22 protein-coding genes and 1 tRNA gene are annotated in these 24,639 nt (G+C 71.5%); 20 read left to right on the top strand and 3 right to left on the bottom strand.

Translation table 11 applies throughout. The annotated features are described in order from the left end of the window. Positions 1–6 precede the first annotated feature (6 nt). From hisI to DEJ11_RS10090, 12 genes are all read left to right on the top strand, one after another. Positions 7–405 carry a phosphoribosyl-AMP cyclohydrolase gene (gene hisI, locus DEJ11_RS10145; protein ID WP_111103043.1) on the top strand — a complete coding sequence of 133 codons (399 nt, stop codon included), beginning with the start codon at positions 7–9 and terminating at the stop codon, positions 403–405. After that, positions 402–1,946: an anthranilate synthase component I gene (locus DEJ11_RS10140; RefSeq protein WP_071403728.1), complete on the top strand. Its 1,545-nt coding sequence runs from the start codon at positions 402–404 to the stop codon at positions 1,944–1,946. Before hisI ends, DEJ11_RS10140 begins: the two co-directional genes overlap by 4 nt. Further along, complete coding sequence (locus DEJ11_RS10135; protein ID WP_110858960.1) at positions 1,943–2,641, top strand: Trp biosynthesis-associated membrane protein; 699 nt, start codon at positions 1,943–1,945, stop codon at positions 2,639–2,641. Before DEJ11_RS10140 ends, DEJ11_RS10135 begins: the two co-directional genes overlap by 4 nt. After that, entirely contained in the window at positions 2,638–2,877 is a 240-nt protein-coding gene (locus DEJ11_RS10130; protein ID WP_017887200.1) for an HGxxPAAW family protein, read from the top strand. The genes DEJ11_RS10135 and DEJ11_RS10130 overlap by 4 nt, the downstream gene beginning before the upstream one ends. Positions 2,878–2,896: 19 nt before the next feature. After that, the gene (trpC, locus tag DEJ11_RS10125; protein ID WP_111103099.1) at positions 2,897–3,682 is read left to right on the top strand and encodes an indole-3-glycerol phosphate synthase TrpC; all 786 of its coding nucleotides are present in this window, start codon (positions 2,897–2,899) and stop codon (positions 3,680–3,682) included. A gap of 100 nt (positions 3,683–3,782) precedes the next feature. Then, the gene (trpB, locus tag DEJ11_RS10120) at positions 3,783–4,997 is read left to right on the top strand and encodes a tryptophan synthase subunit beta (protein ID WP_071244754.1); all 1,215 of its coding nucleotides are present in this window, start codon (positions 3,783–3,785) and stop codon (positions 4,995–4,997) included. Then, positions 4,994–5,788 carry a tryptophan synthase subunit alpha gene (gene trpA / locus DEJ11_RS10115; protein WP_071403730.1) on the top strand — a complete coding sequence of 265 codons (795 nt, stop codon included), beginning with the start codon at positions 4,994–4,996 and terminating at the stop codon, positions 5,786–5,788. The genes trpB and trpA overlap by 4 nt, the downstream gene beginning before the upstream one ends. A gap of 96 nt (positions 5,789–5,884) precedes the next feature. Further along, the gene (gene lgt / locus DEJ11_RS10110) at positions 5,885–6,871 is read left to right on the top strand and encodes a prolipoprotein diacylglyceryl transferase (RefSeq protein ID WP_181440789.1); all 987 of its coding nucleotides are present in this window, start codon (positions 5,885–5,887) and stop codon (positions 6,869–6,871) included. A 223-nt stretch (positions 6,872–7,094) separates the two neighbouring features. Continuing rightward, positions 7,095–11,699: a glutamate synthase large subunit gene (gltB, locus tag DEJ11_RS10105; protein WP_372500256.1), complete on the top strand. Its 4,605-nt coding sequence runs from the start codon at positions 7,095–7,097 to the stop codon at positions 11,697–11,699. Then, positions 11,692–13,149, top strand: a complete 1,458-nt coding sequence (locus DEJ11_RS10100) for a glutamate synthase subunit beta (RefSeq protein WP_111023053.1) — start codon at positions 11,692–11,694, stop codon at positions 13,147–13,149. The genes gltB and DEJ11_RS10100 overlap by 8 nt, the downstream gene beginning before the upstream one ends. A 197-nt stretch (positions 13,150–13,346) precedes the next feature. Beyond that, on the top strand, positions 13,347–14,792 hold the full coding sequence (gene pyk / locus DEJ11_RS10095; RefSeq protein ID WP_017887208.1) for a pyruvate kinase: 1,446 nt from the start codon (positions 13,347–13,349) through the stop codon (positions 14,790–14,792). A 130-nt stretch (positions 14,793–14,922) separates the two neighbouring features. Beyond that, positions 14,923–16,017 carry a VIT1/CCC1 transporter family protein gene (locus DEJ11_RS10090; protein ID WP_111046404.1) on the top strand — a complete coding sequence of 365 codons (1,095 nt, stop codon included), beginning with the start codon at positions 14,923–14,925 and terminating at the stop codon, positions 16,015–16,017. 23 nt (positions 16,018–16,040) lie between these two features. Here the strand turns inward: DEJ11_RS10090 and DEJ11_RS10085 are convergent, their stop codons facing one another. Beyond that, entirely contained in the window at positions 16,041–16,580 is a 540-nt protein-coding gene (locus tag DEJ11_RS10085; protein ID WP_181440788.1) for an HdeD family acid-resistance protein, read from the bottom strand. A 151-nt stretch (positions 16,581–16,731) separates the two neighbouring features. On the opposite strand from DEJ11_RS10085, the gene exaC reads away from it, so the two are divergent. From exaC to DEJ11_RS10070, 3 genes are read left to right on the top strand one after another with little or no spacing between them, the layout of a single operon-like run. Then, positions 16,732–18,273 carry an acetaldehyde dehydrogenase ExaC gene (exaC, locus tag DEJ11_RS10080; protein ID WP_111088760.1) on the top strand — a complete coding sequence of 514 codons (1,542 nt, stop codon included), beginning with the start codon at positions 16,732–16,734 and terminating at the stop codon, positions 18,271–18,273. After that, a complete protein-coding gene (locus DEJ11_RS10075; protein WP_111103042.1) occupies positions 18,273–18,671 on the top strand; it encodes a DUF779 domain-containing protein in 399 nt (132 codons plus the stop codon). Before exaC ends, DEJ11_RS10075 begins: the two co-directional genes overlap by 1 nt. 52 nt (positions 18,672–18,723) lie before the next feature. Further along, complete coding sequence (locus DEJ11_RS10070) at positions 18,724–19,947, top strand: helix-turn-helix domain-containing protein (protein ID WP_111103040.1); 1,224 nt, start codon at positions 18,724–18,726, stop codon at positions 19,945–19,947. Between the two features lie 24 nt (positions 19,948–19,971). Here the strand turns inward: DEJ11_RS10070 and DEJ11_RS10065 are convergent, their stop codons facing one another. Continuing rightward, positions 19,972–20,448, bottom strand: coding sequence for a hypothetical protein (locus DEJ11_RS10065; protein WP_146250027.1), 477 nt, complete (start codon positions 20,446–20,448; stop codon positions 19,972–19,974). Positions 20,449–20,597: 149 nt separating this feature from the next. On the opposite strand from DEJ11_RS10065, the gene DEJ11_RS10060 reads away from it, so the two are divergent. From DEJ11_RS10060 to DEJ11_RS10040, 5 genes are all read left to right on the top strand, one after another. After that, positions 20,598–21,281 carry a response regulator gene (locus DEJ11_RS10060; protein ID WP_258371313.1) on the top strand — a complete coding sequence of 228 codons (684 nt, stop codon included), beginning with the start codon at positions 20,598–20,600 and terminating at the stop codon, positions 21,279–21,281. Continuing rightward, positions 21,278–22,768: a sensor histidine kinase gene (locus DEJ11_RS10055; RefSeq protein ID WP_111103038.1), complete on the top strand. Its 1,491-nt coding sequence runs from the start codon at positions 21,278–21,280 to the stop codon at positions 22,766–22,768. Before DEJ11_RS10060 ends, DEJ11_RS10055 begins: the two co-directional genes overlap by 4 nt. Before the next feature lie 12 nt (positions 22,769–22,780). After that, positions 22,781–22,862, top strand: a tRNA-Leu gene (locus DEJ11_RS10050). A 114-nt stretch (positions 22,863–22,976) separates the two neighbouring features. Beyond that, the gene (locus DEJ11_RS10045; RefSeq protein WP_017887240.1) at positions 22,977–23,582 is read left to right on the top strand and encodes an ANTAR domain-containing response regulator; all 606 of its coding nucleotides are present in this window, start codon (positions 22,977–22,979) and stop codon (positions 23,580–23,582) included. Between the two features lie 109 nt (positions 23,583–23,691). Then, positions 23,692–24,162: a GNAT family N-acetyltransferase gene (locus DEJ11_RS10040; RefSeq protein ID WP_111103037.1), complete on the top strand. Its 471-nt coding sequence runs from the start codon at positions 23,692–23,694 to the stop codon at positions 24,160–24,162. Positions 24,163–24,202: 40 nt separating this feature from the next. On the opposite strand, the gene DEJ11_RS10035 is transcribed toward DEJ11_RS10040, so the two are convergent. Beyond that, entirely contained in the window at positions 24,203–24,571 is a 369-nt protein-coding gene (locus tag DEJ11_RS10035; RefSeq protein ID WP_051596794.1) for a PaaI family thioesterase, read from the bottom strand. Positions 24,572–24,639: the final 68 nt, after the last annotated feature.

Below are 24,639 nucleotides of genomic sequence, written 5' to 3'. Positions count from 1 at the left end.
AGCCTCATGACCGACAGCACCAGCACCGACACCGAGGCGGTCCTCGACCGCGCACACTTCGGTGCGGACGGCCTGCTCCCCGCCATCGTGCAGGAGGAATCGTCGAAGGACGTCCTCATGCTCGGCTACATGGACCGGGAAGCCCTCCGCCGCACCCTCACCGAAGGCCGTGTGACCTTCTGGTCGCGGTCGCGGAACGAGTACTGGCGGAAGGGCGACACGTCGGGACACGCCCAGTACGTCCGCGGTGCCGCGCTGGACTGCGACGACGACACGCTCCTCGTCACGGTGCAGCAGGTCGGGGCTGCGTGCCACACCGGTGCGCACCGGTGCTTCGACGTCGACCCGCTCGCGCCCGTGACCATGTCCGCCCCGACGGACACGGCCGTGGAGCCGACCCGATGACCACCGCGACGATCTCCGAGACCCCGCACACGACCTCCCGACCGGAGTTCGACGGCCTGCTCGGCGACCACCGTGTCCTTCCGGTCGTCCGCGCGCTGTACGGCGACAGCGAGACGCCGGTCGGCGTCTACCGCAAGCTCGCCGACGGCCGCCCCGGGTCCTTCCTGCTCGAGTCCGCCGGCCAGGGCGGCCTGTGGTCGCGCTGGTCGTTCGTCGGCGTGCGGAGCTTCGGCGTCCTGACCCAGGACGGCGACCGCGCGGCCTGGATCGACACCGGCATCGACGCCGAGCGCGCCGTCGGGTCGCTCGACGGCGCCCCGCTCGAGGTCCTGGCACGGTTGCACGAGCGCTGGGCGACGCCCCGCGTGCCCGGCTCGCCGCCGCTCGTCGGCGGGACCGTCGGCTTCATCGGGTGGGAGGCCGTGCGTCAGCTCGAGCACCTGCCGAACGTGCCGCCGGCCGACTTCGACGTGCCCGGACAGGCGCTGTCCTTCGTCTCCGAACTCGCCGCGCTCGACCACCGCACCGGTCTCGTGCTGCTCGTCGCGAGCGTGCTGAACGACGGCACCGACGATGCGGACACCCTCTGGGCGGACGCGCAGCAGCGACTCGACCGCATGCAGGGCGACCTGGTGCAGCCGAGCGTCGCGACCGTCGCCGAGGCCTTTGAGATCGCCGAGCCGACCCCCACCCACCGCACGAGCCCGGCCGACTACATGGCGGCCGTCGAGCGCTCGAAGGGCTTCATCCGCGACGGTGACGTGTTCCAGGTCGTCATCTCGCAGCGGTTCGACCACGAGGTCACGGCCGACCCGCTCGACGTCTACCGGGTGCTCCGGACGCTGAACCCGAGCCCCTACATGTACTTCCTCGCCCTCGCGGACACCGCCGACGAGCGGTTCTGGATCGTCGGCGCATCGCCGGAGGCGCTGGTGAAGGTGCAGGGCGACCGCGCCATCACGCACCCGATCGCCGGGTCCCGCCCGCGAGGTGCGACCCCGGAAGCGGACGTCCACCTCGGCGAGGACCTGCTCGGCGACCCGAAGGAGCGCGCCGAGCACCTGATGCTCGTCGACCTCGCGCGCAACGACCTGCAGAAGGTGTGCGAGCCGGGCACCGTCAGCGTCACCGAGTTCATGACCGTCGAGCGGTTCAGCCACATCATGCACCTGGTGTCGAGCGTCGAGGGGCGGGTGCGTCCCGACGCCTCGGCGATCGACGTGTTCCGGGCGACGTTCCCGGCAGGCACGCTCTCGGGCGCGCCGAAGCCGCGTGCGCTCGAGATCATCGACGAGCTCGAACCGGCGAAGCGCGGTGCGTACGCCGGTGTCGTCGGCTACTTCGACTTCGCCGGTGACGCCGACCTTGCGATCGCGATCCGGACCGCCCTGATCAAGGACGGCGTCGCCCGCGTGCAGGCCGGGGCCGGACTCGTGGCGGACTCCGACCCGGAGACCGAGCACGTCGAGGCGGTCAACAAGGCCGCTGCCCCACTGCGTGCCGTCGCCACGGCCAACCGGATGCGCGAGGTCCGCTCGTGAAGCGCTCGCGTCCGATCGTCGTCGTCGCCGGGCTCCTGGTCGCCGGCGTCATCATGCTCGCCTGGACCCAGACCTGGTTCACCGTCCGTCTGCACGCGGGTGCCGCCGTCACCTCGACGGTCTCGGCCGACGGGGCGGCGGTCGTGCCGCAGTACACCGCGTTGGCGATCGCGAGCCTCGCGCTCTTCCTGGCGATGACCATCGCCGGACGGGTGCTGCGCATCGTGCTCGCCGCCGTCGAGATCCTGCTCGGCCTCGGCGTGGTCGTCAGCGGCATCACCGCCCTCGGCGACCCGATCGCCGCCGCACGCGGTGCCGTCGGCGAGGTCGCCGGGGTCAGTGACCTCGGTGCCGTCCGCGGTGTCGTGTCGAGCGTCTCCGTGAGCCCGTGGCCCGCCGTCGGGATCGCGGGTGGCGTGCTCGCCGTGCTGCTCGGCGTGGTCGTCATCGTCGTCCAGCGCGCCTGGCCCGGCCCGAGCCGGAAGTACGGTGCCGCCACCGCCGGAGCCGCCGCAGCAGCACGTGCAGCAGCACCCGTCCAGCGCGACGCGGTCGTCGACTGGGACGACCTGAGCGCGGGCGTGGACCCGACCACCGCCGACGGCGCGGGCGCGGGGGCGCCGAGTGACGACACGGTAGGATCGACAGGGCGTCGCTCGACCGACGACGCCGGAGCAGAACGAGGAGCACCGTGAGCAACACTGAGCCCGCAGAACTCGGCGAAGGCCACTCGCCGGCCGCCTGGACCGCCGTCGTGATCATGTTGATCGGATTCGCGGCAGGCACGCTGTTCTTCTGGTTCGACCAGCCGTGGGGCGTCTGGGCCTCCGCTGGCGTCGTCCTCATCGGCCTCATCGTCGGTGGCGTGATGAAGAAGGCCGGCTACGGCGTCGACGGTCCGAAGTTCGTCCCCAAGCACCACGGCGAGTAGGGGTCTCCCGATGCCGAACGTGCTCGAGTCCCTCGTCGCGGGCGCGCTCGAGGACGCCGCCGCCCGTCGTGTCGACCGTCCGTACTCGGACGTCGAACGCGACCTCGACCGGGTGGCGTCGCCGCTCGACGCCCTCGCGTTCCTCAGCCCGGGCGACCGGGTGAAGATCATCGCCGAGGTCAAGCGCGCCAGCCCGTCCCGCGGGTCGATGGCCGCGATCGCCGACCCGGCCGCCCTCGCCGCCGACTACGAGCGTGGCGGGGCCTCGACGATCAGCGTCCTGACCGAGGGCCGCAAGTTCCTCGGCAGCCTCGCCGACCTCGAAGCCGTGAAAGCCCGCGTCGGGGTGCCCGTGCTCCGCAAGGACTTCATCGCCGACCCGTACCAGGTGATCGAGGCCCGGGCGTCCGGAGCCGACGTCGTGCTGCTCATCGTGGCGGCGCTCGAGCAGGCCCGTCTTGTCGAGCTGCACACCCTGGCCGAAGAACTCGGCATGCGCGTGCTGGTCGAGGCGCACTCCGGTGACGAGGTCACGCGTGGCCTCGACGCCGGTGCCCGCATCCTCGGCGTCAACGCGCGGGACCTCACCGACTTCTCGCTCGACCGCGACCTGTTCGGGTCGCTCGCCGACCGCATCCCCGACGGGGTCGTGCGTGTCGCCGAGTCCGCGGTCTCCGGTCCGGCCGACGTCGCGCACTACCGTGCGGCGGGCGCCGACGTCGTGCTGGTCGGCGAAGCGCTCGTGACGGGTGACGACCCCGCCGCGACCCTGGCGTCGTTCGTCGACGCCGCCGACCGGGCCTGACCGGCTCCGCCCACGTATCGAGGCCGCCGACCGCGGCCGCACGTTCCACCCGTCCGACGCGGCCGACCGGCCGCGTCGGACTCGTCCCGGGAGACACATCGTGACCTCACTCCGCGACCTGCACGGCCCCTACTTCGGTGACTTCGGCGGACGCTTCGTCCCCGAGTCCCTCGTCCTCGCGCTCGACGAGCTCGAGGCCGCCTTCCGCCAGGCCTGGGCGGACCCGGCGTTCCGTGCGGAGCTCGACGAGCTGCAGCGTGACTACACCGGGCGCCCCTCGATCATCACCGAGGTGCCGCGGTTCGCGAAGCACGCCGGTGGTGCCCGGGTCATCCTGAAGCGCGAGGACCTGAACCACACCGGGTCCCACAAGATCAACAACGTCCTCGGCCAGGCCCTCGTCGCCCGTCGGCTCGGCAAGACCCGTCTGATCGCCGAGACCGGTGCCGGCCAGCACGGCGTCGCGACCGCGACCGCCGCAGCCCTGTTCGGCATGGAGTGCGTCGTCTACATGGGCGCGGTGGACACCGAGCGACAGGCCCTCAACGTGGCCCGGATGCGCCTGCTCGGTGCCGAGGTGATCCCGGTCGAGACCGGATCGCGCACCCTGAAGGACGCCATCAACGACGCCCTGCGCGACTGGGTCGCCAACGTCGAGTCGACGCACTACCTGCTCGGCACGGTCGCCGGTCCGCACCCGTTCCCCGAGATGGTGCGCGAGTTCCACAAGGTCATCGGCGAGGAAGCGCGCCAGCAGGTCCTCGACCGCGTCGGTCGTCTGCCGGACGCCGTCGCGGCGTGCGTCGGCGGCGGCTCGAACGCGATGGGCATCTTCGAGGCGTTCCTCGACGACGAGTCCGTCGCACTGCACGGCTTCGAGGCCGGGGGCGACGGCGTCGAGACCGGTCGGCACGCGGCGAGCATCACGCTCGGTCGCGAGGGCGTCCTGCAGGGCGCGAAGTCGTACCTGATGCAGGACGAGGACGGCCAGACGATCGAGAGCCACAGCATCTCCGCCGGACTCGACTACCCGAGCGTCGGACCGGAGCACGCGTACCTGGCGTCGATCGGCCGCGCGAAGTACCAGCCGATCACCGACACCGAGGCCATGGAGGCGTTCCGCCTGCTGAGCCAGACCGAGGGCATCATCCCGGCGATCGAGTCGTCCCACGCCCTCGCCGGTGCGATGAAGCTCGGCAAGGAGCTCGGCCCCGAGGGCGTCGTGCTCGTGAACCTGTCCGGCCGCGGTGACAAGGACGTCGCGTCCGCCAGTCGCTACTTCGGCATCCTCGACGAGAACGCGGTGCAGCTGTGACCACGAACAAGACCGTCGCCCAGACGATCGACGCCGCCAACGCCGAGCGCGCCGGAGCCGTCGTCGGCTACCTGCCCGCCGGGTACCCGAACCTGCAGACCAGCGTCGACGCCGCCGTCGCCCTCGCCGAGAACGGGGTGGACGTCATCGAGTTCGGTCTGCCGTACTCCGACCCCGTGATGGACGGGCCCGTGATCCAGCGGGCAGCCGAGGAGAGCCTGGCGAACGGCTTCCGGGTCGCACAGGTCTTCGACGCCGTGCAGCAGATCACCGAACGGGCCGACGTGCCGGTCCTCGTCATGACCTACTGGAACCCGGTGCTGCGCTACGGCGTGGACCGCTTCGCCGACGACCTCGTCGCCGCCGGTGCAGCCGGCCTCATCACGCCCGACCTCATCCCCGACGAGGCCTCCGCGTGGACCGAGGCCTCCGAGCGGACCGGGCTCGACCGGGTCTTCCTCGCCGCACCGTCCTCGTCGGACGAGCGCATGCGCCAGGCGGTCGAGGCCAGCCGTGGGTTCGTGTACGCCGTCTCGACGATGGGTGTGACCGGTGCCCGGGTCGGCGTCGACGTCGCCGCACGCACGGTAGTGTCTCGTCTGCGCGACGCCGGGGTCGAGCGCACCTGCGTCGGTCTCGGGATCTCGACGGCCGAGCAGGTCGGTGAGGTGCTCGAGTACGCCGACGGCGCCATCGTCGGGTCCGCGTTCGTCCGTGCGCTGGCCGACCTCGGTGTGCAGGGCGTGGCGGACCGTGCCGCCGACCTCGCCACCGGCGCCCGCCGCCGCTAGTCCAGTTCCTGTCCGGCCCGCGAGCCGCGCTACAGTGAGCGAGGCCGACGCCACGTCGACCGCGCCCCGTCAGTTCCGAAAGGCGACAGCACCTCCATGCCCCTCCTGAGCATCCCGAGCCCGAGCACCGCCTGGCAGTACTTCGACCTGACCGCCTGGCTGCGCGACGCGTTCGGCTGGTCGCTGCCCCTCGACTTCCGCATCCACGCGTACGCGATCTGCATCCTGATCGGGATCGTGGCCGCGGTCGTCCTGGCGAACCGACGACTCAACGCCCGTGGCGTCGAGCGCTGGATCATCATCGACATCGCGATCTGGGCCGTGCCCGCCGGCATCATCGGCGGTCGTCTCTTCCACGTGTTCACCCACGTGTCCGACTACTTCGGCCCCGGCATCGACCCGCTGTCCTTCCTGTACATCTGGGAGGGCGGGCTCGCCATCTTCGGGGCGCTCATCCTCGGGTCGGTCGGTGCGTGGATCGGCTGCCGTCAGGTGGGCCTGCGGTTCACGTCGTTCATCGACGCGGTCGTGCCGGGCGTCCTGCTCGCACAGGCCTTCGGTCGCCTGGGCAACTACTTCAACCAGGAGCTCTTCGGCATGCCGACGAGCCTGCCCTGGGGCCTCGAGATCGACTCGAGCAACGCTGCGTTCCCGAAGGGCCTGCCCGAGGGCACGCTGTTCCACCCGACCTTCCTGTACGAGATCATCTGGAACGTCCTCGGTGTGGTCGTCATCCTCTTCCTGGCGCGCAAGTTCACGCTGCAGTGGGGCAAGGTCCTCGGCCTGTACCTGATCTGGTACGGCGCCGGGCGCTCGGTGCTCGAGTCCATCCGCGTCGACACGAGCGAGACCTTCTTCGGCGTCCGCACCAACGTGTGGGTGGCCCTCGCCGCGGTCGTGATCGGCATCCTGATCTTCGTGGTGCAGACCCGTCGCCACACCGGCAAGGAGCCGAGCCCGTACCTGCCGGGTCGCGGGCCCCGTCCGACCTCCGTTGTAGACTCCGAGGACACCTTCTCGGAGCACGATGACGACGCAGCAGACGGCGTCACGAGCGACGAACCGGTCACGACCACTCGCTGATCCCGTGGTGGGAGCACCCGCTCCCGACGACCACCGGTCACGTGCAGCACACCAGCAGCAGCAGCACCAGACGGTCCCCGCCACAAGCGGGGCCCAGCAACCTCGCCGGCCGGCAGGGCAACTCACTGACGGCGGGCACGGGCACCAGTCCCGCCCGCTCGGGCGGAACGCACCACCGGGCCACCGCTGTCCCTGTTCCACTTCCTCGTGAGGACGGTTCCCCATGGCGCTCCAGCCAACCCAGCCCTCGGCACCGACGAGCCTCGTGCCGCCGCACCGCCGCTTCTCCGCGATCCCGGACGCGACGGGCATGTACGACCCGGCGAACGAGAAGGACGCCTGCGGTCTCGCGATGGTCGCGACTCTGCGCGGCACGCCCGGGCACGACATCGTCGACGCGGCCCTCGGTGCGCTCCGGAACCTCGAGCACCGCGGTGCCGTGGGGTCCGACGCTGGCACCGGTGACGGCGCGGGCATCCTGTGCCAGGTGCCCGACGAGTTCCTGCGGGCCGTCGTGCCGTTCGAGCTGCCGGCAGCGGGGGAGTACGCCGTCGGCACCGCCTACCTGCCCCTGGACGACGACGCCCGCCACGCGGTGAAGGGCGCCGTCGAGCGACTCGCCCGCGAAGAGGGCCTGAAGGTCCTCGGGTGGCGCGAGGTCCCGGTGCGTCCGGAGGTCCTCGGTACGCTCGCCCGTGCCGCGATGCCGGCGTTCGAGCAGCTCTTCGTCGCCTCCATCCGGCACGACGTGCACGGTGCCTCGTGGAGCGGCATCGCGCTGGACCGTCAGGCCTTCCGCCTCCGCAAGCGCGCCGAGCACGACAACGACCTGTACTTCATGTCGCTGTCGAGCCGCACCATGGTCTACAAGGGCATGGTCACGACGCTCCAGCTCGAGCCGTTCTACCCGGACCTCAGCGACGAGCGCTTCGCGTCGAAGCTCGCGATCGTGCACTCGCGCTACTCCACCAACACGTTCCCGTCATGGCCGCTCGCGCAGCCGTTCCGGACGATCGCCCACAACGGTGAGATCAACACCGTGCGCGGCAACCGCAACTGGATGCGCGCCCGCCAGTCGCAGCTCGAGAGCGAACTGCTCGGCGACATGGCCCCGCTGCTGCCCATCGTGAGCCCGGGGGCGAGCGACTCGGCCTCGTTCGACGAGGTCCTCGAGCTGCTGACCCTGACCGGCCGGACCCTGCCGCACGCCGTGTCGATGATGGTGCCCGAGGCGTGGGAGAACCAGGTCGGGATGGACCCGGACCTCCGCGCGTTCTACGAGTACCACTCGATGCTCATGGAGCCGTGGGACGGCCCCGCCGCGATCACCTTCACCGACGGCTCGCTCGTCGGCGCCACCCTCGACCGCAACGGCCTGCGCCCCGGACGCTTCCTGGTCACCGACGACGGCCTCATCGTGATGGGCTCCGAGACCGGGGTCATCGACGTGCCGGCCGCCAAGGTCGTGCGCAAGGGCCGCCTGCGTCCGGGCCGGATGTTCCTGGTGGACACCGAGGCCGGCCGCATCATCGAGGACGACGAGGTCAAGCGCGAGCTCGCCGCCTCCGGTCCGTGGGGCGACTGGCTCGAAGCCGGACGCATCAACCTCAACGACCTGCCGGAGCGCGAGCACATCGTGCACACCCCGGCGTCGGTCACCCGTCGTCAGCGCGCGTTCGGGTACACCGAGGAAGAAGTCCGCATCCTGCTGCGCCCGATGGCGGCAGCGGGTGCCGAACCCCTCGGCGCGATGGGCTCGGACACCCCGATCGCCGTGCTGTCGGAGCGTCCGCGCCTGCTCTTCGACTACTTCACGCAGCAGTTCGCGCAGGTGACCAACCCGCCGCTCGACTCGATCCGCGAGCAGGTCATCACCTCGATGGGGATGGGACTCGGTCCGGAGCGCAACCTACTCTCCGCCGGTCCCGAGCACGCGAAGCAGATCACGCTCGACTTCCCGGTGATCGACAACGACCAGCTCGCCAAGGTCCAGCACTTCGAGACCGAGTCGGGTCGCCACCTGACCGTCACGATCAAGGGCCTGTACCGCGTCGACGCCGGCAAGAAGGCGATGCAGAAGCGCATCGCCGCCGTGTGCGACGAGGTCGACGCCGCGATCGAGTCCGGCAAGCAGTTCATCGTGCTGTCCGACCGCGACGGCAACTCCGAGCAGGCACCGGTGCCGAGCCTCCTGCTCCTCGCCGCGGTCCACCACCACCTGATCCGCACCGAGCAGCGCATGAAGGTCGGGCTGATCGTCGAGGCCGGCGACGTGCGCGAGGTCCACCACGTGGCCACCCTCATCGGGTACGGCGCCTCGGCGATCAACCCGTACCTGGCGATGGAGACCTGCGAGAACCTGGTCCGCGCCGGCATGATCCCCGGGATCACCCCGGAGCAGGCCGTCAAGAACGTCATCAAGGCGCTCGGCAAGGGCGTACTGAAGATCATGTCGAAGATGGGCATCTCCACGGTGTCCAGCTACGCCGGTGCGCAGGCGTTCGAGGCCGTCGGGCTCAGCCAGGAGTTCGTCGACAAGTACTTCACGGGCACCTCGTCGATCCTGGGCGGCGTCGACATCGACGTCATCGCCAAGGAGAACGCCGAGCGGCACGCCCAGGCGTACCCGCAGGACGGCGCGGTGCTCTCGCACGAGCGACTGCAGATCGGTGGCGAGTACCAGTGGCGCCGTCAGGGCCCGCCGCACCTGTTCAACCCGGACACGGTGTTCCGCCTGCAGCACGCCACCCGTGCCCGCCGGTACGACATCTTCCGCGAGTACTCGAGCGCCGTGGACGACCAGTCCGAGCAGCTCATGACGCTCCGCGGGCTGTTCCGGTTCAAGCAGGGCGCTCGGAAGCCCATCGCGCTCGACGAGGTCGAGTCGATCGAGTCGATCGTCAAGCGGTTCAACACCGGTGCGATGTCCTACGGGTCCATCTCGAAGGAGGCCCACGAGACGCTCGCCATCGCGATGAACCGACTCGGTGGCCGGTCGAACACGGGTGAGGGCGGCGAGGACGTCGACCGCCTGCTCGACCCCGAGCGCCGCAGCGCGATCAAGCAGGTCGCCTCCGGCCGGTTCGGCGTGACGAGCATGTACCTCACGCACGCCACCGACATCCAGCTCAAGATGGCGCAGGGCGCGAAGCCCGGCGAGGGCGGTCAGCTGCCCCCGGCCAAGGTCTACCCGTGGGTGGCCCGCACCCGGCACGCCACCGCGGGCGTCGGCCTCATCTCGCCGCCGCCGCACCACGACATCTACTCCATCGAGGACCTCAAGCAGCTGATCTTCGACGTCAAGCGCGCCAACCCGGCCGCCCGCGTCCACGTGAAGCTCGTGAGCCAGTCCGGCATCGGTGCGGTCGCGGCCGGCGTGACGAAGGCCCTGGCCGACGTCGTGCTCGTGTCCGGCCACGACGGCGGCACCGGCGCGAGCCCGCTCAACTCGCTCAAGCACGCCGGCACCCCGTGGGAGATCGGCCTGGCCGAGACCCAGCAGACGCTCATGCTGAACGGCATGCGTGACCGCGTCGTCGTGCAGGTGGACGGGCAGATGAAGACCGGACGCGACGTGGTCGTGGCCGCGTTGCTCGGGGCCGAGGAGTACGGCTTCGCGACCGCCCCGCTCGTGGTCGAGGGCTGCATCCTGATGCGCGTCTGCCACCTGGACACCTGCCCGGTCGGCGTCGCCACGCAGAACCCCGAGCTCCGCAAGCGGTTCTCCGGCAAGCCCGAGTTCGTCGTGAACTTCTTCGAGTTCATCGCACAAGAGGTCCGCGAGCTCCTCGCCGAGCTCGGCTTCCGCAGCCTCGACGAGGCGATCGGGCAGACCGACGCCCTCGACGTCGACCGTGCCGTCGAGCACTGGAAGGCGTCGGGCCTCGACCTCGCGCCGGTGCTCAAGGGACCGCACTTCGACGACGCCGAACCGCGCCGCCACCACCGCGAGCAGGACCACGAGCTGGACCAGCACTTCGACGTGCAGCTCATCCAGCAGACCGCGGACGTGCTCGACCACGGCGGTTCGATCGCGCTCGACCTGCCCATCCGCAACACCGAGCGCGCCGTCGGCACCATGCTCGGCCACCAGGTGACCCTGCGGCACGGCGAGCACGGCCTGCCGAACGGATCGATCGACGTGACGCTGCGCGGTTCCGCCGGGCAGTCGCTCGGTGCGTTCCTGCCGGCAGGCATCACGCTGCGGCTCATCGGCGACAGCAACGACTACGTCGGCAAGGGGCTCTCCGGCGGCCAGATCGTCGTCCGTCCCGACGCCGGTTCGGGCTTCGACCCCGCCGAGAACGTCATCGCCGGCAACGTCATCGGGTACGGCGCCACCCAGGGCAGCATGTTCATCCGCGGCATCGTGGGCGAGCGGTTCCTGGTGCGGAACTCCGGTGCCACGGCCGTCGTCGAGGGCGTGGGCGACCACGCGCTCGAGTACATGACGGGCGGGCTCGCGCTCATCCTCGGCGAGACCGGCCGGAACCTCGGTGCCGGCATGTCCGGTGGGACGGCGTACGTCCGCGGCCTGCGCCAGGAACACGTGAACACCGACGCCCTCGCGTCCGGCGAGCTCCGGCTCGAGGCGCTCGACAGCGCCGACGTCGAGATCGTCACCGACCTGCTCACCCGGCACGCCGACGAGACGGGGTCGACGCTCGCGTCCGACCTGCTGGCGTCCGGAGACCTGAGCGACTTCGTCAAGGTGCTGCCGCGCGACTACGCGGCGGTGCTCGAGACGCGCAGACAGGCCGTCGACGAGGGGCTCGACCCCGACGGTGACATCGTTTGGAACAGGATCATGGAGGTGACCGGTGGCTGACCCCAAGGGATTCCTGAAGGTCCAGGAACGCGAACTCCCGCCCCGGCGACCCGTGCCCGTGCGGCTCATGGACTGGAAAGAGGTCTACGAGCAGCAGGAGTCCGGTGTCCTGAAGCGCCAGGCCGGCCGCTGCATGGACTGCGGCGTGCCGTTCTGCCACCAGGGCTGTCCGCTCGGCAACCTGATCCCGGAGTGGAACGACCTGACCTGGCGCGGTGAGGGCCGCCAGGCGATCGAGCGCCTGCACGAGACGAACAACTTCCCGGAGTTCACGGGTCGGCTCTGCCCGGCACCGTGCGAGTCGTCGTGCGTGCTCGGCATCAACCAGCCCCCGGTGACGATCAAGCAGGTCGAGGTCTCGATCATCGACCAGGCGTTCCAGAACGGCTGGGTCACCCCGCACCCGCCGGAGCGCCTGACGGGCAAGACCGTCGCCGTCGTGGGCTCCGGCCCCGCCGGGCTCGCCGCCGCGCAGCAGCTCACGCGTGCCGGCCACACGGTCGCCGTCTACGAGCGGGACGACCGCATCGGCGGGCTGCTCCGCTACGGCATCCCGGACTTCAAGATGGAGAAGCGCCAGATCGACGCGCGCCTCGCCCAGATGCAGGCCGAGGGCACCCGGTTCCGTGCCGGGGTCGAGATCGGCAAGGACATCACCTGGGACGACCTGAAGTCGCGCTACGACGCGGTCGTCGTCGCCACCGGTGCAACGGTGCCGCGCGACCTGCCGATCCCGGGGCGCGACCTCGAGGGCGTGCACTTCGCCATGGACTACCTGGTCCAGCAGAACAAGGCGAACGCGGGCACGACGGTCGACAACCAGATCACGGCCGAGGGCAAGCACGTCGTCGTCATCGGCGGCGGCGACACCGGTGCGGACTGCATCGGCACCGCTCACCGCCAGGGTGCGCTGAGCGTGACGAACCTGGCGATCGGCAAGCAGCCGCCGCTCGAGCGTCCGTCCGACCAGCCGTGGCCGATGTTCCCGACCGTGTTCGAGATCACGAGCGCGCACGAAGAGGGCGGCGAGCGGCACTTCCTCGCCTCCACCGTCGAGTTCCTGTCGAACGACGCCGGCGAGGTCCGCGCACTGCGGGTCGCCGAGACCGAGTACCTCGACGGCCGACGGGTCCCGAAGGCGGGCAGCGAGCGGGAGATCCCGGCCGACCTCGTCCTCATCGCGATGGGTTTCACCGGCCCCGAGTCGGACACGATCGAGCCGCAGCTCGGTCTGCCGACCACGGTCTCCGGGGCGCTCGACCGCCGTGCCGACTACGCGACCAACGAAGCCGGCGTGTTCGTCGCCGGCGACGCGGGTCGCGGGCAGTCGCTCATCGTGTGGGCTATCGCCGAGGGCCGTGCCGCGGCCGCACAGGTCGACGAGTACCTCGAGGGCTCCACGATCCTGCCGGCACCGGTCAAGGCGACCGACCGGGCGATCTCCGTCTGATGTCGGACGATCACGGAATGTCGGACGCGCACCAGATGTCGGACCGCCGCCGGACGGCGGACCGTCTCCACCAGATGCTCACGCTCCCGTGAGCGTGAGGCCACCAGCACTCGGTAGGGTGCTGGTGGCCTCGCTTCGTTCCGCGCGGCCCCACAGCGCGGAAACCCAAGCTCCATCCACCACCACGAAGGAATCCATTGAGACGCGCAAAGATCGTTTCGACGCTCGGACCGGCAACGTCGGACTACGAGACCGTCAAGGAGATCATCGAAGCGGGCGTCGACGTCGCCCGCCTCAACCTCAGCCACGGTGACTACAGCGTCCACGAGGCCAACTACGTCAACGTCCGTCGTGCCGCCGAAGAACTCGGCAAGCCCGTCGCGATCCTCGTCGACCTGCAGGGTCCGAAGATCCGTCTGGCACGGTTCGCCGACGGCCCGCACGACCTGGCGGTCGGTGACATCTTCACCATCACGACCGAGGACGTCCCCGGCTCGAAGGAGATCTGCGGCACGACGTTCAAGGGCCTGCCGCAGGACGTCAAGCCCGGCGACCCGCTGCTCATCGACGACGGCCGTGTCCGCCTCCGTGTCCTCGACACCGACGGCGTTCGGGTCCGCACCGAGGTCGTCGTCCCCGGCACGGTGTCCAACAACAAGGGCATCAACCTGCCCGGTGTCGCCGTCAACGTCCCCGCGCTCAGCGAGAAGGACGAAGCCGACCTGCGCTGGGCGATCCGCCAGGGTGCCGACCTCATCGCGCTGTCGTTCGTGCGCAACGCGAGCGACGTCGTGCGTGCCCACGAGATCATGGACGAAGAGGGCAAGCGCCTGCCGGTCATCGCCAAGGTCGAGAAGCCCCAGGCCGTCGACGCGCTCGAGGAGATCATCGACGCCTTCGACAGCATCATGGTCGCCCGCGGTGACCTCGGCGTCGAGCTCCCGCTCGAGGCCGTCCCGATCGTGCAGAAGCGCGCCGTGGAGCTGTCCCGCCGCATGGCGAAGCCGGTCATCGTCGCGACGCAGATGCTCGAGTCGATGATCTCGTCGCCGATCCCCACCCGCGCCGAGACGTCCGACGTCGCGAACGCCGTCCTCGACGGTGCCGACGCGGTCATGCTGTCCGGTGAGACGAGCGTCGGTGAGTACCCGGTGCAGACCGTCCGCACCATGGCCCGCATCGTCGAGTCCACCGAGGACCACGGTCTCGAGCGCATCGCGCCGCTCGGCACCAAGCCGCGCACCCTCGGCGGTGCGATCACCCTCGCCGCCGTCGAGATCGCCGAGTTCACCGAGGCGTCGTACCTCTGCGTCTTCACCGAGTCCGGTGACTCGGCCCGCCGCATGTCGCGCCTGCGCCACGGTCTGCCGATCATCGCCTTCACCCCGAACGAGGCCACGCGCCGCCGGATGGCCCTCACCTGGGGTGTCCGTTCGTTCCTGGTGGAGCGGAAGACCCACACCGACGAGCTCTTCTCGCAGGTGGACGACGTCCTCCTCGAGAACGGCCTGGCCGCCCCCGGCGACCGCGTCATCGTGACGGCCGGGTCCCCTCCCGGCATCGAGGGCTCGACGAACGACCTGCGCGTGCACCGGGTGGGCGACGCCCACGCCGAGGCCGCCCCGGCCTACGTCCGGGACTGATCCGAGGGATCCGTCACCACCAGGGCGCGGACTGGAGGCCCGGCGCGCGCAGCGCCGACCGCTTCCGGTCCGCGCCCTGCCGCGTCTCCACGGCCCTGGTGGTGACCGGACGTCGGCCGCAGGCGGCAGGATGGTCGCTGTGAGCCTCCGATCCGACACCCCGGCGCCGCGCGCCGACGTCCGCCGCTGGCGTCGCTACCTGGCCGACGAACGTGCCGAGGCGGCCGTGTACCGCAACCTCGCTGCCCGCCGTTCCGGCGAGGAGCGCGAGATCCTCGCCGCGCTGGCCGAGGCCGAGGGACGGCACGCCGACCACTGGCTCGACCTGCTCGGCGACGACGTCGGACGTCCCCAGCGGGGGAGCCTGCGCACCCGGGTGCTCGCCGTGCTCGCCAAGCGGTTCGGGTCGGTCTTCGTCCTCGCGCTCATGCAGCGCGCCGAGGACCGCTCGCCGTACGCCGACGACTCGGACGCGACCGCGCGGATGGCCGCCGACGAGCGGATCCACGGCGAGGTCGTGCGCGGGCTCGCGAACCGGGGCCGGATGCGGCTGTCCGGCACGTTCCGGGCGGCGGTGTTCGGCGCGAACGACGGTCTGGTGTCCAACCTGGCGCTCATCATCGGTATCAGTGCTTCGGGGGCCGACCGGCACTTCGTGCTGCTGAGCGGCATCGCCGGCCTGCTCGCCGGCGCGTTGTCGATGGGGGCGGGGGAGTACGTCTCCGTCCGGTCGCAACGCGAACTGCTCGAGGCGTCCGCGCCGCACCCCGAGGCCGGCAAGGCGGTGTCGGACCTCGACGTCGATGCGAACGAGCTCGCGCTGGTCTACCGCGCGCGCGGGATGTCCGAGGCCGAGGCGACCGAGCACGCCGCGCAGGTGCTGTCCGGCATCGGCGAGCGGCGGCCGGCGACCGGTTCGACCGCGGTCACGGACGACCACGAGGCGGTCGGTACCGGGCTGAGCGCCGCGGTGTCGAGCTTCTGCTTCTTCGCCTCGGGCGCGATCATCCCGGTGCTGCCGTTCCTGTTCGGGATGCAGGGGTGGCCGGCGATCGCGGTGGCCGGCGGGCTGGTGGGCATCGCCCTGCTCGGCACCGGCGCCGTCGTCGGCGTGCTCAGCGGGGCCTCGCCGGGCAAGCGGGCCTTCCGGCAGCTCGCCATCGGGTTCGGTGCGGCGATCGTCACCTACGCGCTCGGGCTGCTCTTCGGCACCGGGTCGGCCTAGCGGCGGACGGCGGCGAGCGGCGGCTAGCGGCGGACGGCGGCGCGCGGCGGCAGGAGCAGCAGGGTCGCGGCCCCGACGACGATGAGCGCGATGCCGGCGAAGACCATGAAGACGGTCAGCGCGAGTCCGGGGGCGACGAGCACGACGATGCCCCCGATGATCGACAGCACGCCACTGACGACCGTCGGGACGCGTGACGACCCCGGGTGGCCGACGAAGCCGCCGACGATCGCGGCGATCCCCTCGATCACGAACCCGACACCGGCGAGCACCGCGTAGACGACGAGCGGGATCGCCGGGTCGAGCAGGGTCACGAGCCCCGCGACCGCGACCAGGCCGCCGACGATGCCGGACGTCCACCGCCACACCGGACGGGTGCCGTGCCCCCGCACCGCGGCGAAGACGCGCAGTGCCCCGGCCACGACGAGGTACACGCCGAACAGCAGCGCCACGAGCACGAGTGACGGGCGGGGCCAGACGATGGCCACGATGCCCAGTGCGATGGCGACGACGGCGGTGACGACGACGAACACCCGGAACGTCCTGACGGCACGAGAATCCACGAGCGCTCCTCCCTGATCGCCAGCGCTGGTGTCCAGCACGCTACCCGTCGGAGCCGCGGGCCGTGCAACGACCTGCAACCCCCGCGGTCGTACTGTGCGGAGCAGGCGCGCGACCCGTGCGCCCCGACAGCGTCGTCGAAAGGGCACCACCATGACCATCGCACCCTCGCCCACCAGCTACGCCGCACCCGGCGAGCCCGGCTCCCTGGTCGAGTACCGATCCCGGTACGACCACTTCATCGGCGGGGAGTACGTGCCGTCCGCCAGCGGGCAGTACTTCGAGAACCCCACCCCCGTCACGGGCAAGGTGTTCACCGAGGTGGCCCGCGGTGACTCCACGGACGTCGACCGGGCCGTCGCCGCCGGATGGAAGGCGTTCCCGGCCTGGGGACGGACGAGCGCGGCTGAACGTGCCGTCATCCTCAACAAGATCGCGGACCGCATGGAGGAGCACCTCGAGATGCTCGCCGTCGCCGAGACGTGGGAGAACGGCAAGCCCATCCGTGAGACCCTCGGCGCCGACATCCCGCTCGCGATCGACCACTTCCGGTACTTCGCCGGGGCGATCCGTGCGCAGGAGGGCTCCGCCGGCGAGATCGACCACGACACCGTGGCCTACCACTTCCACGAGCCGCTCGGCGTGGTCGGGCAGATCATCCCCTGGAACTTCCCGATCCTGATGGCGGTGTGGAAGCTCGCACCGGCCCTCGCCGCCGGCAACTGCGTCGTGCTGAAGCCCGCCGAGCAGACCCCGGCGTCCATCCACGTGCTCGTCGAGCTCATCCGCGACCTGCTGCCCGCCGGGGTGCTCAACGTGGTCAACGGCTTCGGCATCGAGGTCGGCGCACCGCTCGCGCAGCACCCGGACATCCGGAAGATCGCCTTCACGGGGGAGACCACGACCGGGCGGCTGATCATGCAGTACGCCTCGCAGAGCCTCATCCCGGTGACGCTCGAGCTCGGCGGCAAGAGCCCGAACGTGTTCTTCCCCGACGTGGCGGCCGAGAAGGACTCCTTCTACGACAAGGCGCTCGAGGGCTTCACGTTCTTCAACCTCAACCAGGGCGAGGTCTGCACGTGTCCGTCGCGGGCACTCGTGGCGGAGGAGATCTACGACGGGTTCGTCGCCGACGGCCTGGAACGCGTCCGCGCCGTCAAGCAGGGACACCCGCTCGACCTGTCGACGATGATCGGCGCCCAGGCGTCCAACGACCAGCTCGAGAAGATCCTGAGCTACATCGACATCGGCAAGCAGGAGGGCGCGAAGCTCCTGACCGGTGGCGAGCGCGCCGATCTGGGCGGCGAACTCTCCGGTGGCTACTACGTCACGCCGACGGTGTTCGAGGGCGACAACTCGATGCGGATCTTCCAGGAGGAGATCTTCGGGCCCGTGCTCGCGCTGACGTCCTTCAGCGGCTACGACGACGCGATCGCCACCGCCAACGACACCCTGTACGGGCTCGGCGCCGGGGTGTGGAGCCGGGACGTCACGACCCTGTACCGCGCCGGACGGGACATCCAGGCCGGGCGCGTGTGGTCGAACACGTACCACCAGTACCCGGCGGGTGCGGCCTTCGGCGGCTACAAGCAGTCCGGCATCGGGCGCGAGAACCACAAGATGATGCTCGACCACTACCAGCAGACGAAGAACCTGCTCGTCTCCTACGCCGATGGACCGATGGGCTTCTTCTGATGCCCGACACCGCACGCGTCGCGGTGACGCCGGCGGCGGGGGAGCTCCTGCACACCCTCACCGCCCGGCACGGCCCGCTGATGTTCCACCAGTCCGGCGGCTGCTGCGACGGTTCGAGCCCGATGTGCTACCCCGTCGGCATGTTCCGGACCGGTCCGGGGGACGTCCTGCTCGGCGCGTTGCAGGTGGACGGTCTCGAGCCGGTCGAGGTCTACATGTCGGTGTCGCAGTTCGAGTACTGGAAGTACACGCACCTGACGATCGACGTCGTCGACGGTCGGGGCGGCGGGTTCTCGGTCGAGGTCCCGGAGGGCAAACGGTTCCTCACCCGGTCGCGGATGTTCGACGACGTCGAGCTCGCCGATCTCGGCCTGGTCCCGCGGGTGGCCCGGACGTAGGCTGACCGCACGCGTCGCGACGGAGCGGCGGGTGGGGTCGATCGGAGGACGCATGCGCGCACCCGGTCGGCTCCGCCCGCTCGTCGCCGCATCGTGGCAGCGGTCCGCCCGGGTCGACCCCGACGCCACCCCGGTCCTCGCCCTCGGCGACGACGAACTCGACGCCGTACGGCACGACGGCCCCCTCGCCACCCTGCTGCCGGTGGTCCGCCGGCTGCTGCTCGACGACTCCCGCTCGGCCGGGTGCGTCGTCGCCGTCGCGGACGCCGCGGGCCGTCTCGTCTGGGTCGACGGCGCCCGCTCCACGCGTCGCGCCGCCGAGGACATGGGCTTCGTCCCCGGAGCCGACTGGTCGGAGGACCGCGTCGGCACCAGCGCGCCCGGCACGGCACTGCGCCTGGACCGTCCGGTGCAGATCCGCTCCGACGAGCACTACGCGAACGCCGTCAAGCCGTTCTCGTGCACGGCGGTCCCGGTGCACGACGCGAGCGGTGCGACCGTCGGCGTGCTCGACCTGACGGGCGACGACCGCGCCGTCGAGCGGCACACGCTGTCGCTGCTCGCCGCCACGGTCGCCGCCGCTGAGGCCCAACTCGCCCTGGCTGCGGTCCGCCCCCGGGCACGGACACCCCGCGTACCGTCGGCCGAGCTGACCGTGCTCGGGACCGACACCGCCGTGCTCCGGATCGCCGACCGCCGGGTCGAGCTGTCCGCCCGGCACTCCGAACTGCTCGTCGTGCTCGCCGCGCACCCCGCCGGCCTCGCAGCGACCGACCTCGCCGCCGCCGTCTACGGTGACCCGGGCGCGGTCGTCACCCTGCGCGCCGAGGTCGTCCGGCTGCGCCGGGTCCTCGCGCAGCACGCGCCGGACGTGACCGTGACGTCGCGGCCGTACCGGGTGACCGGGGTCCGGACCGACGTCGACGGCGTGCTGTCCGCGCTCGAACGCGGGGCGCGCCTCCAGGCTGTCGACCGGTACGCCGGACCGGTCCTGCCGGGCTCCGCCGCACCCGGCGTCGACGCGGTGCGTGACCTGGTGCGGCTGCGGTTCCGCGAGTCGGTCGTCGCCGACGGCGGCGTCGACGCCCTGCTCGCGTGGGCGCGCACACCGGACGGTGCGACCGACGCGCTCGTGCTGCGCGCGCTGCTCGCGGTGCTGCCGCGGCGGTCGCCGCGACGGGCCGGTCTCGTGGCGGCGATCGAGGCGCTCGAGGGTTCCGGAGACGCTCGGGACGACCAGACCGGGAGGCGCGCCCCGCGCGATCGGGATCGCTGACGGCGCGCGCTCCCCGGCTCGGTATCAGGAACCGGAGGCCGGCGCAGGGGTCGTGGTCGCGTCGGGAGCTGCCGGGGCTGGTGCCGTGGCCTTCCCCGTCGCGCTGTCCTCCGGCGGGGTCGGCGCCGTGGGCTTCGCACCCTCCTTCGGCGGGGTCGGCGCCTTCCCGTCGGCGCCCTTCGGCGGGGCGGGGACGGTCGCGTGCGCACCGGCGTCCGGGAGCGCCGTGCAGCCGGGCGCCGTCGCGGGCCCGCCCTCGGGCGGTGCGGGCACCGTCGCGGTGTCGCCGTCGGCCGGAGCCGGGGCCTGCGTGGTCGCACCGGTCGGTGCGCCGGTCGGGGTGCCCTGCGCCGGGGTGGTCGTGGCTGCGTTCGCCGTGGCGATGCCGAACCCGCCGAGCACCAGGACCGCGGCCGCGGCCGTGCCGATGCCGACCCGTCGCAGGAGCGCCCCGCGTCGCCGGGTGGGAGTGGTGGTCGAGTCGTCTCGTTCGTCGTGCATGGTGGTCACCGTTCGTCTGTCCGAGCGGATCCGGGTGATCCGCCGCTGCAGACGACGCTCGAGTCCGAATCTGAAGCATGCCTGAAGCACAGGGGTTCTCCAGCGTCCTCCATGCTCGGTGGCCGTCGGAGCGCCGTACGGTGTCCGCCGTGCCTGCTCCCGCCCGAATCCTGGTCGTCGACGACGACGACTCCATCCGCACCGCGGTCGCGACCACACTCCGCGCCGAGGGCTTCCTCGTCGCCGAGGCCGCGGACGGACGGGACCTCGTCGACGACCTGCGACGCAGCGCCCCCGACCTCGTCCTGCTCGACTGGATGCTGCCCGGACCGAGCGGCATCGTGCTCGCCGGACGGGTGCGTTCCGCCACGGACGCCGCCGTCGTCATGATGACCGCGCGGGACGAACTCGACGAGCGGTTGCGCGGTTTCGCCGAGGGGGCCGACGACTACGTGGTGAAGCCGTTCGCGATGGCCGAACTGGTCGCCCGCGTGACCGCGGTGCTCCGACGGCGTGGCCGGATCCCCTCGGTCGTCGAGGTGGGCGACCTCGTGCTCGACCCGGACGCCGCCACCGCCCGCCGCGCCGGGGTGCTGCTCGACCTCACCGCGACGGAGTTCCGCCTGCTGCGCTTCCTGGCCGAGAGCCGGGGCCGGACGGTGTCCAAGGGACAGATCACCACCCAGGTGTGGGGGTACGACGACGTCGCGGCGAACGTCGTCGAGGTCCACCTCAGCGCCCTCCGGCGGAAGATGGAGGCGCACGGACCACGCCTCGTGCACACCGTCCGGGGCATCGGGTACCGGCTCAGCGACGAGCGGACCGCAGCGTGAGGGCTGAGGCCGGGCGCCTGCGGACCACCTCGCTGCGGCTGCGGACCGTCGTCGCCATCGTGGTCCTGCTCGCCGTCCTGCTCGCCGGGCTGACGATCGCGGTCGAGGGGCTGCTCGGCGTCCGGCTCCGCGCCCAGGCCGAGGACCGCCTGCGTGACCGTGCGTCGGCCGCTGCGGCGCTCGTCGGCACCGTCGACGCCGAGGATCTGGCCGACCGGCTCTCCGCGCAGGGACTCTCGGTCCGGATCGTCCAGCCGGACGGGGACGCCGTCGAGGCCGGACCGACCCCGGACCAGCTCCGCGCCGGTCCGCTCGACCCCGGTTCCCTCCCCGTGACGGTCCCGCGGGGCAGCGGGGGCGTCGGACGGACACCCACCGATCCGGCCACGCCGGCGCCCGCCGACGACGGCGCCACGATCACGTCGTCGTCGGTTCGCGAGGACGACGGTGTCCTCACCCTGGTGAGCCGGCTCGACGACGGCACCCGGATCACCCTCACCGCCGGCACCCGTGACGTCCAGGACACGCTCGTGCAGCTCGGCTGGGTGATGGGCGGTGCCTCGGCGGCGTTCCTCGGCATCGCCGTCCTCGGCGTCGTCCTGGTCGTCCGACGGTCCCTGCGACCGCTCGACCAGATGGCGACGACCGCGCGGTCGATCGCCGGCGGTGACCGTGGGCAGCGGCTCCGACCCTCGCGCCGCGACACCGAGATCGGTCGCGTGGCCGTCGCCCTGGACGAGATGCTCGACGCGGTCGAGGGCGCCGAGCGTGACGCCGTCGCCGCAGAGGCCCGCGTCCGGTCGTTCCTCTCCGACGCCGCGCACGAACTGCGGACACCCGTCGCAGGGGTCCGCGCGGCCGCCGACACCCTGGTGCGGGGTGGCGCCGGTGACGACCGGACCCGCGAGGTGCTGGCCGTGCACGTCGTCCGGCAGGCCGACCGGGCAGCTCGGCTCATCGAGGACATGCTCACGATGGCCCGGCTCGACCGCGGGATCGAACTCGACCGTCGGGTGGTCGACCTCGGGGCGTTCCTGGCGGCCGAGGGAGACCGGCTCCGGCTCCGGCTGCCTACCCTCGAGCTCGACGTCGTCGTGCCCGCGCACCCGGTGGAGGCCGACGTCGACGCCGAGCGGATCGCCCAGGTCCTCGGCAACCTCGTCGACAACGCGGCACGTGCGGGCGGTGCGACGGGACGGGTCGCCGTCAGCCTCGACGACCGCGGACCCGGCCCCGTGGTGCGGGTCGAGGACGACGGGCCGGGGATCCCCGTGGAACACCGTGAGCGGGTGTTCGACCGGTTGGTCCGGCTCGAGGCCGCACGGGACGCCCGCTCGGGCGGAGCGGGGCTCGGGCTCCCCATCGCGCGGGGCATCGCCGAGGCGCACGGCGGCGGGCTGCGGTACGGCGAGGACGGCACCCTGGGCGGCGCCGTGTTCGAGTTGTCGCTCCCGGCGGCGACCGGGGTGGTGCGCGCGTCCTGCTAGCCTGGAGTCCTCGCGAGTGTGGTGGAATCGGCAGACACGGGGCACTCAAAATGCTCTGCCTCACGGCGTGCGGGTTCAAGTCCCGCCACTCGTACGAAATCGCTCACGGCGTGCGGGGCAGTTCGGACCCGCGTCCCGCCACTCGTACCGAGCATCGATCTGCGTGGTCTGGGATACGGCACTTCCGTCGTCTAGTAGGCTTTCGTCCGTGAGTGACACAGAAGCAACAGCACCAGCACCCCGTCGCGTCGTCGTCGCCGAGGACGAGTCGCTCATCCGCCTCGACATCGTGGAGATCCTCCGCGACAACGGGTTCGACGTGGTCGGTGAAGCCGGTGACGGTGAGACCGCCGTCCAGCTCGCGACCGACCTCCGCCCCGACCTCGTCGTGATGGACGTCAAGATGCCCCAGCTCGACGGCATCTCCGCAGCCGAGAAGCTGTCCAAGAACCACATCGCGCCCGTCGTCCTGCTGACGGCGTTCAGCCAGAAGGACCTCGTCGAGCGTGCGACCGAGGCCGGAGCGCTGGCCTACGTGGTCAAGCCCTTCACCCCGAACGACCTGCTCCCCGCGATCGAGATCGCCCTCTCGCGGTACCAGCAGATCATCACGCTCGAGGCCGAGGTCGCCGACCTCGTCGAGCGCTTCGAGACCCGCAAGCTCGTCGACCGCGCCAAGGGCCTGCTGAACGAGAAGATGGGCCTCACCGAGCCCGAGGCGTTCCGCTGGATCCAGAAGGCCTCGATGGACCGCCGCCTGACCATGCACGACGTCGCGAAGGCGATCATCGAGCAGCTCAGCGCCAAGAAGTAGTCCAGCGCTCCACCGTCGCTCACGGAACGCCGCCGGCCCCCCTGGGGTCGGCGGCGTTCCTGCGTCCGGGGGCGGGGCGTGTGCCGCGACCACCTGGCAGGCTGGAGCCATGGACGACGTGGTGATCCGGGCCTCCCGGCCTGACGACATGCCGGCGGTGGCGGACCTGCGGTGGCGGTGGAGCGTCGACGAGGACGGCCGCTCACCGGTGCAGACGCCGGAGGAGTACCGCAGGGCGATGACGGACTTCGCCGCCCGTCACCGGGGGTCGCACCGGTGCGTGGTCGCCGAGCGGGACGGCGTGGTGCTCGGCATGGCGTGGCTGGCGGTCCACCCGCGACCGCCGGCGCCGCACGTCGACGGTGACCGGTTCGCCGCCGAGCTGCAGACGGTCTACGTGCACCCGGAGCTGCGTGGTTCCGGCGTCGCCGGACGCCTCGTGACGGCGCTGCTCGAGCTCGCCGACGAGCTCGGCGTGGAGCGGACGTCGGTGCACTCGAGCGTGGACGGCGAACGGCTCTACCGGCGGCTCGGGTTCGGCGACGCCCGCCTGCTGCTGCAGCGGCCGCCGGAGGACTGAGTCGTCGCTCCGTCGCTCCGTCGCTCCGTCGCTCCGTCGGTCAGCGTCGCTCGCGGATCATGTTCGTGATCCGCACGGTGGAGCAGCGACGACCCTGGTCGTCGGTCAGGACGATCTCGTGGGTGGTGAGCGTGCCGCCCAGGTGGATGGCGGTGCACGTGCCCGTGACGATGCCGCTCGTGGCGCTGCGGGAGTGCGAGGCGCTGAGCTCGATGCCGACGGCGTAGCGGCCGGGCCCGGCGTGCACGTTCGCGGCCATCGAACCGAGGCTCTCCGCGAGGACGACGTAGGCGCCGCCGTGCAGCAGGCCGACCGGCTGGCGGTTGCCCTCGACGGGGATCGAACCGACCGCGCGCTCGGCCGAGAGCTCGGTGATGACCATGCCCATCTTCTCGGCCAGCTCGCCCATGCCGCGTTCGTCGATGCGGGGATCGATCGTGGTCGATGTGGTGTCGTCGGTCACGGTCTGCGTCGACC

Source organism: Curtobacterium sp. MCLR17_058 (assembly GCF_003234705.2).
GTDB lineage: Bacteria > Actinomycetota > Actinomycetes > Actinomycetales > Microbacteriaceae > Curtobacterium > Curtobacterium flaccumfaciens.
This window is presented reverse-complemented; position numbering and strand designations above follow the sequence as displayed.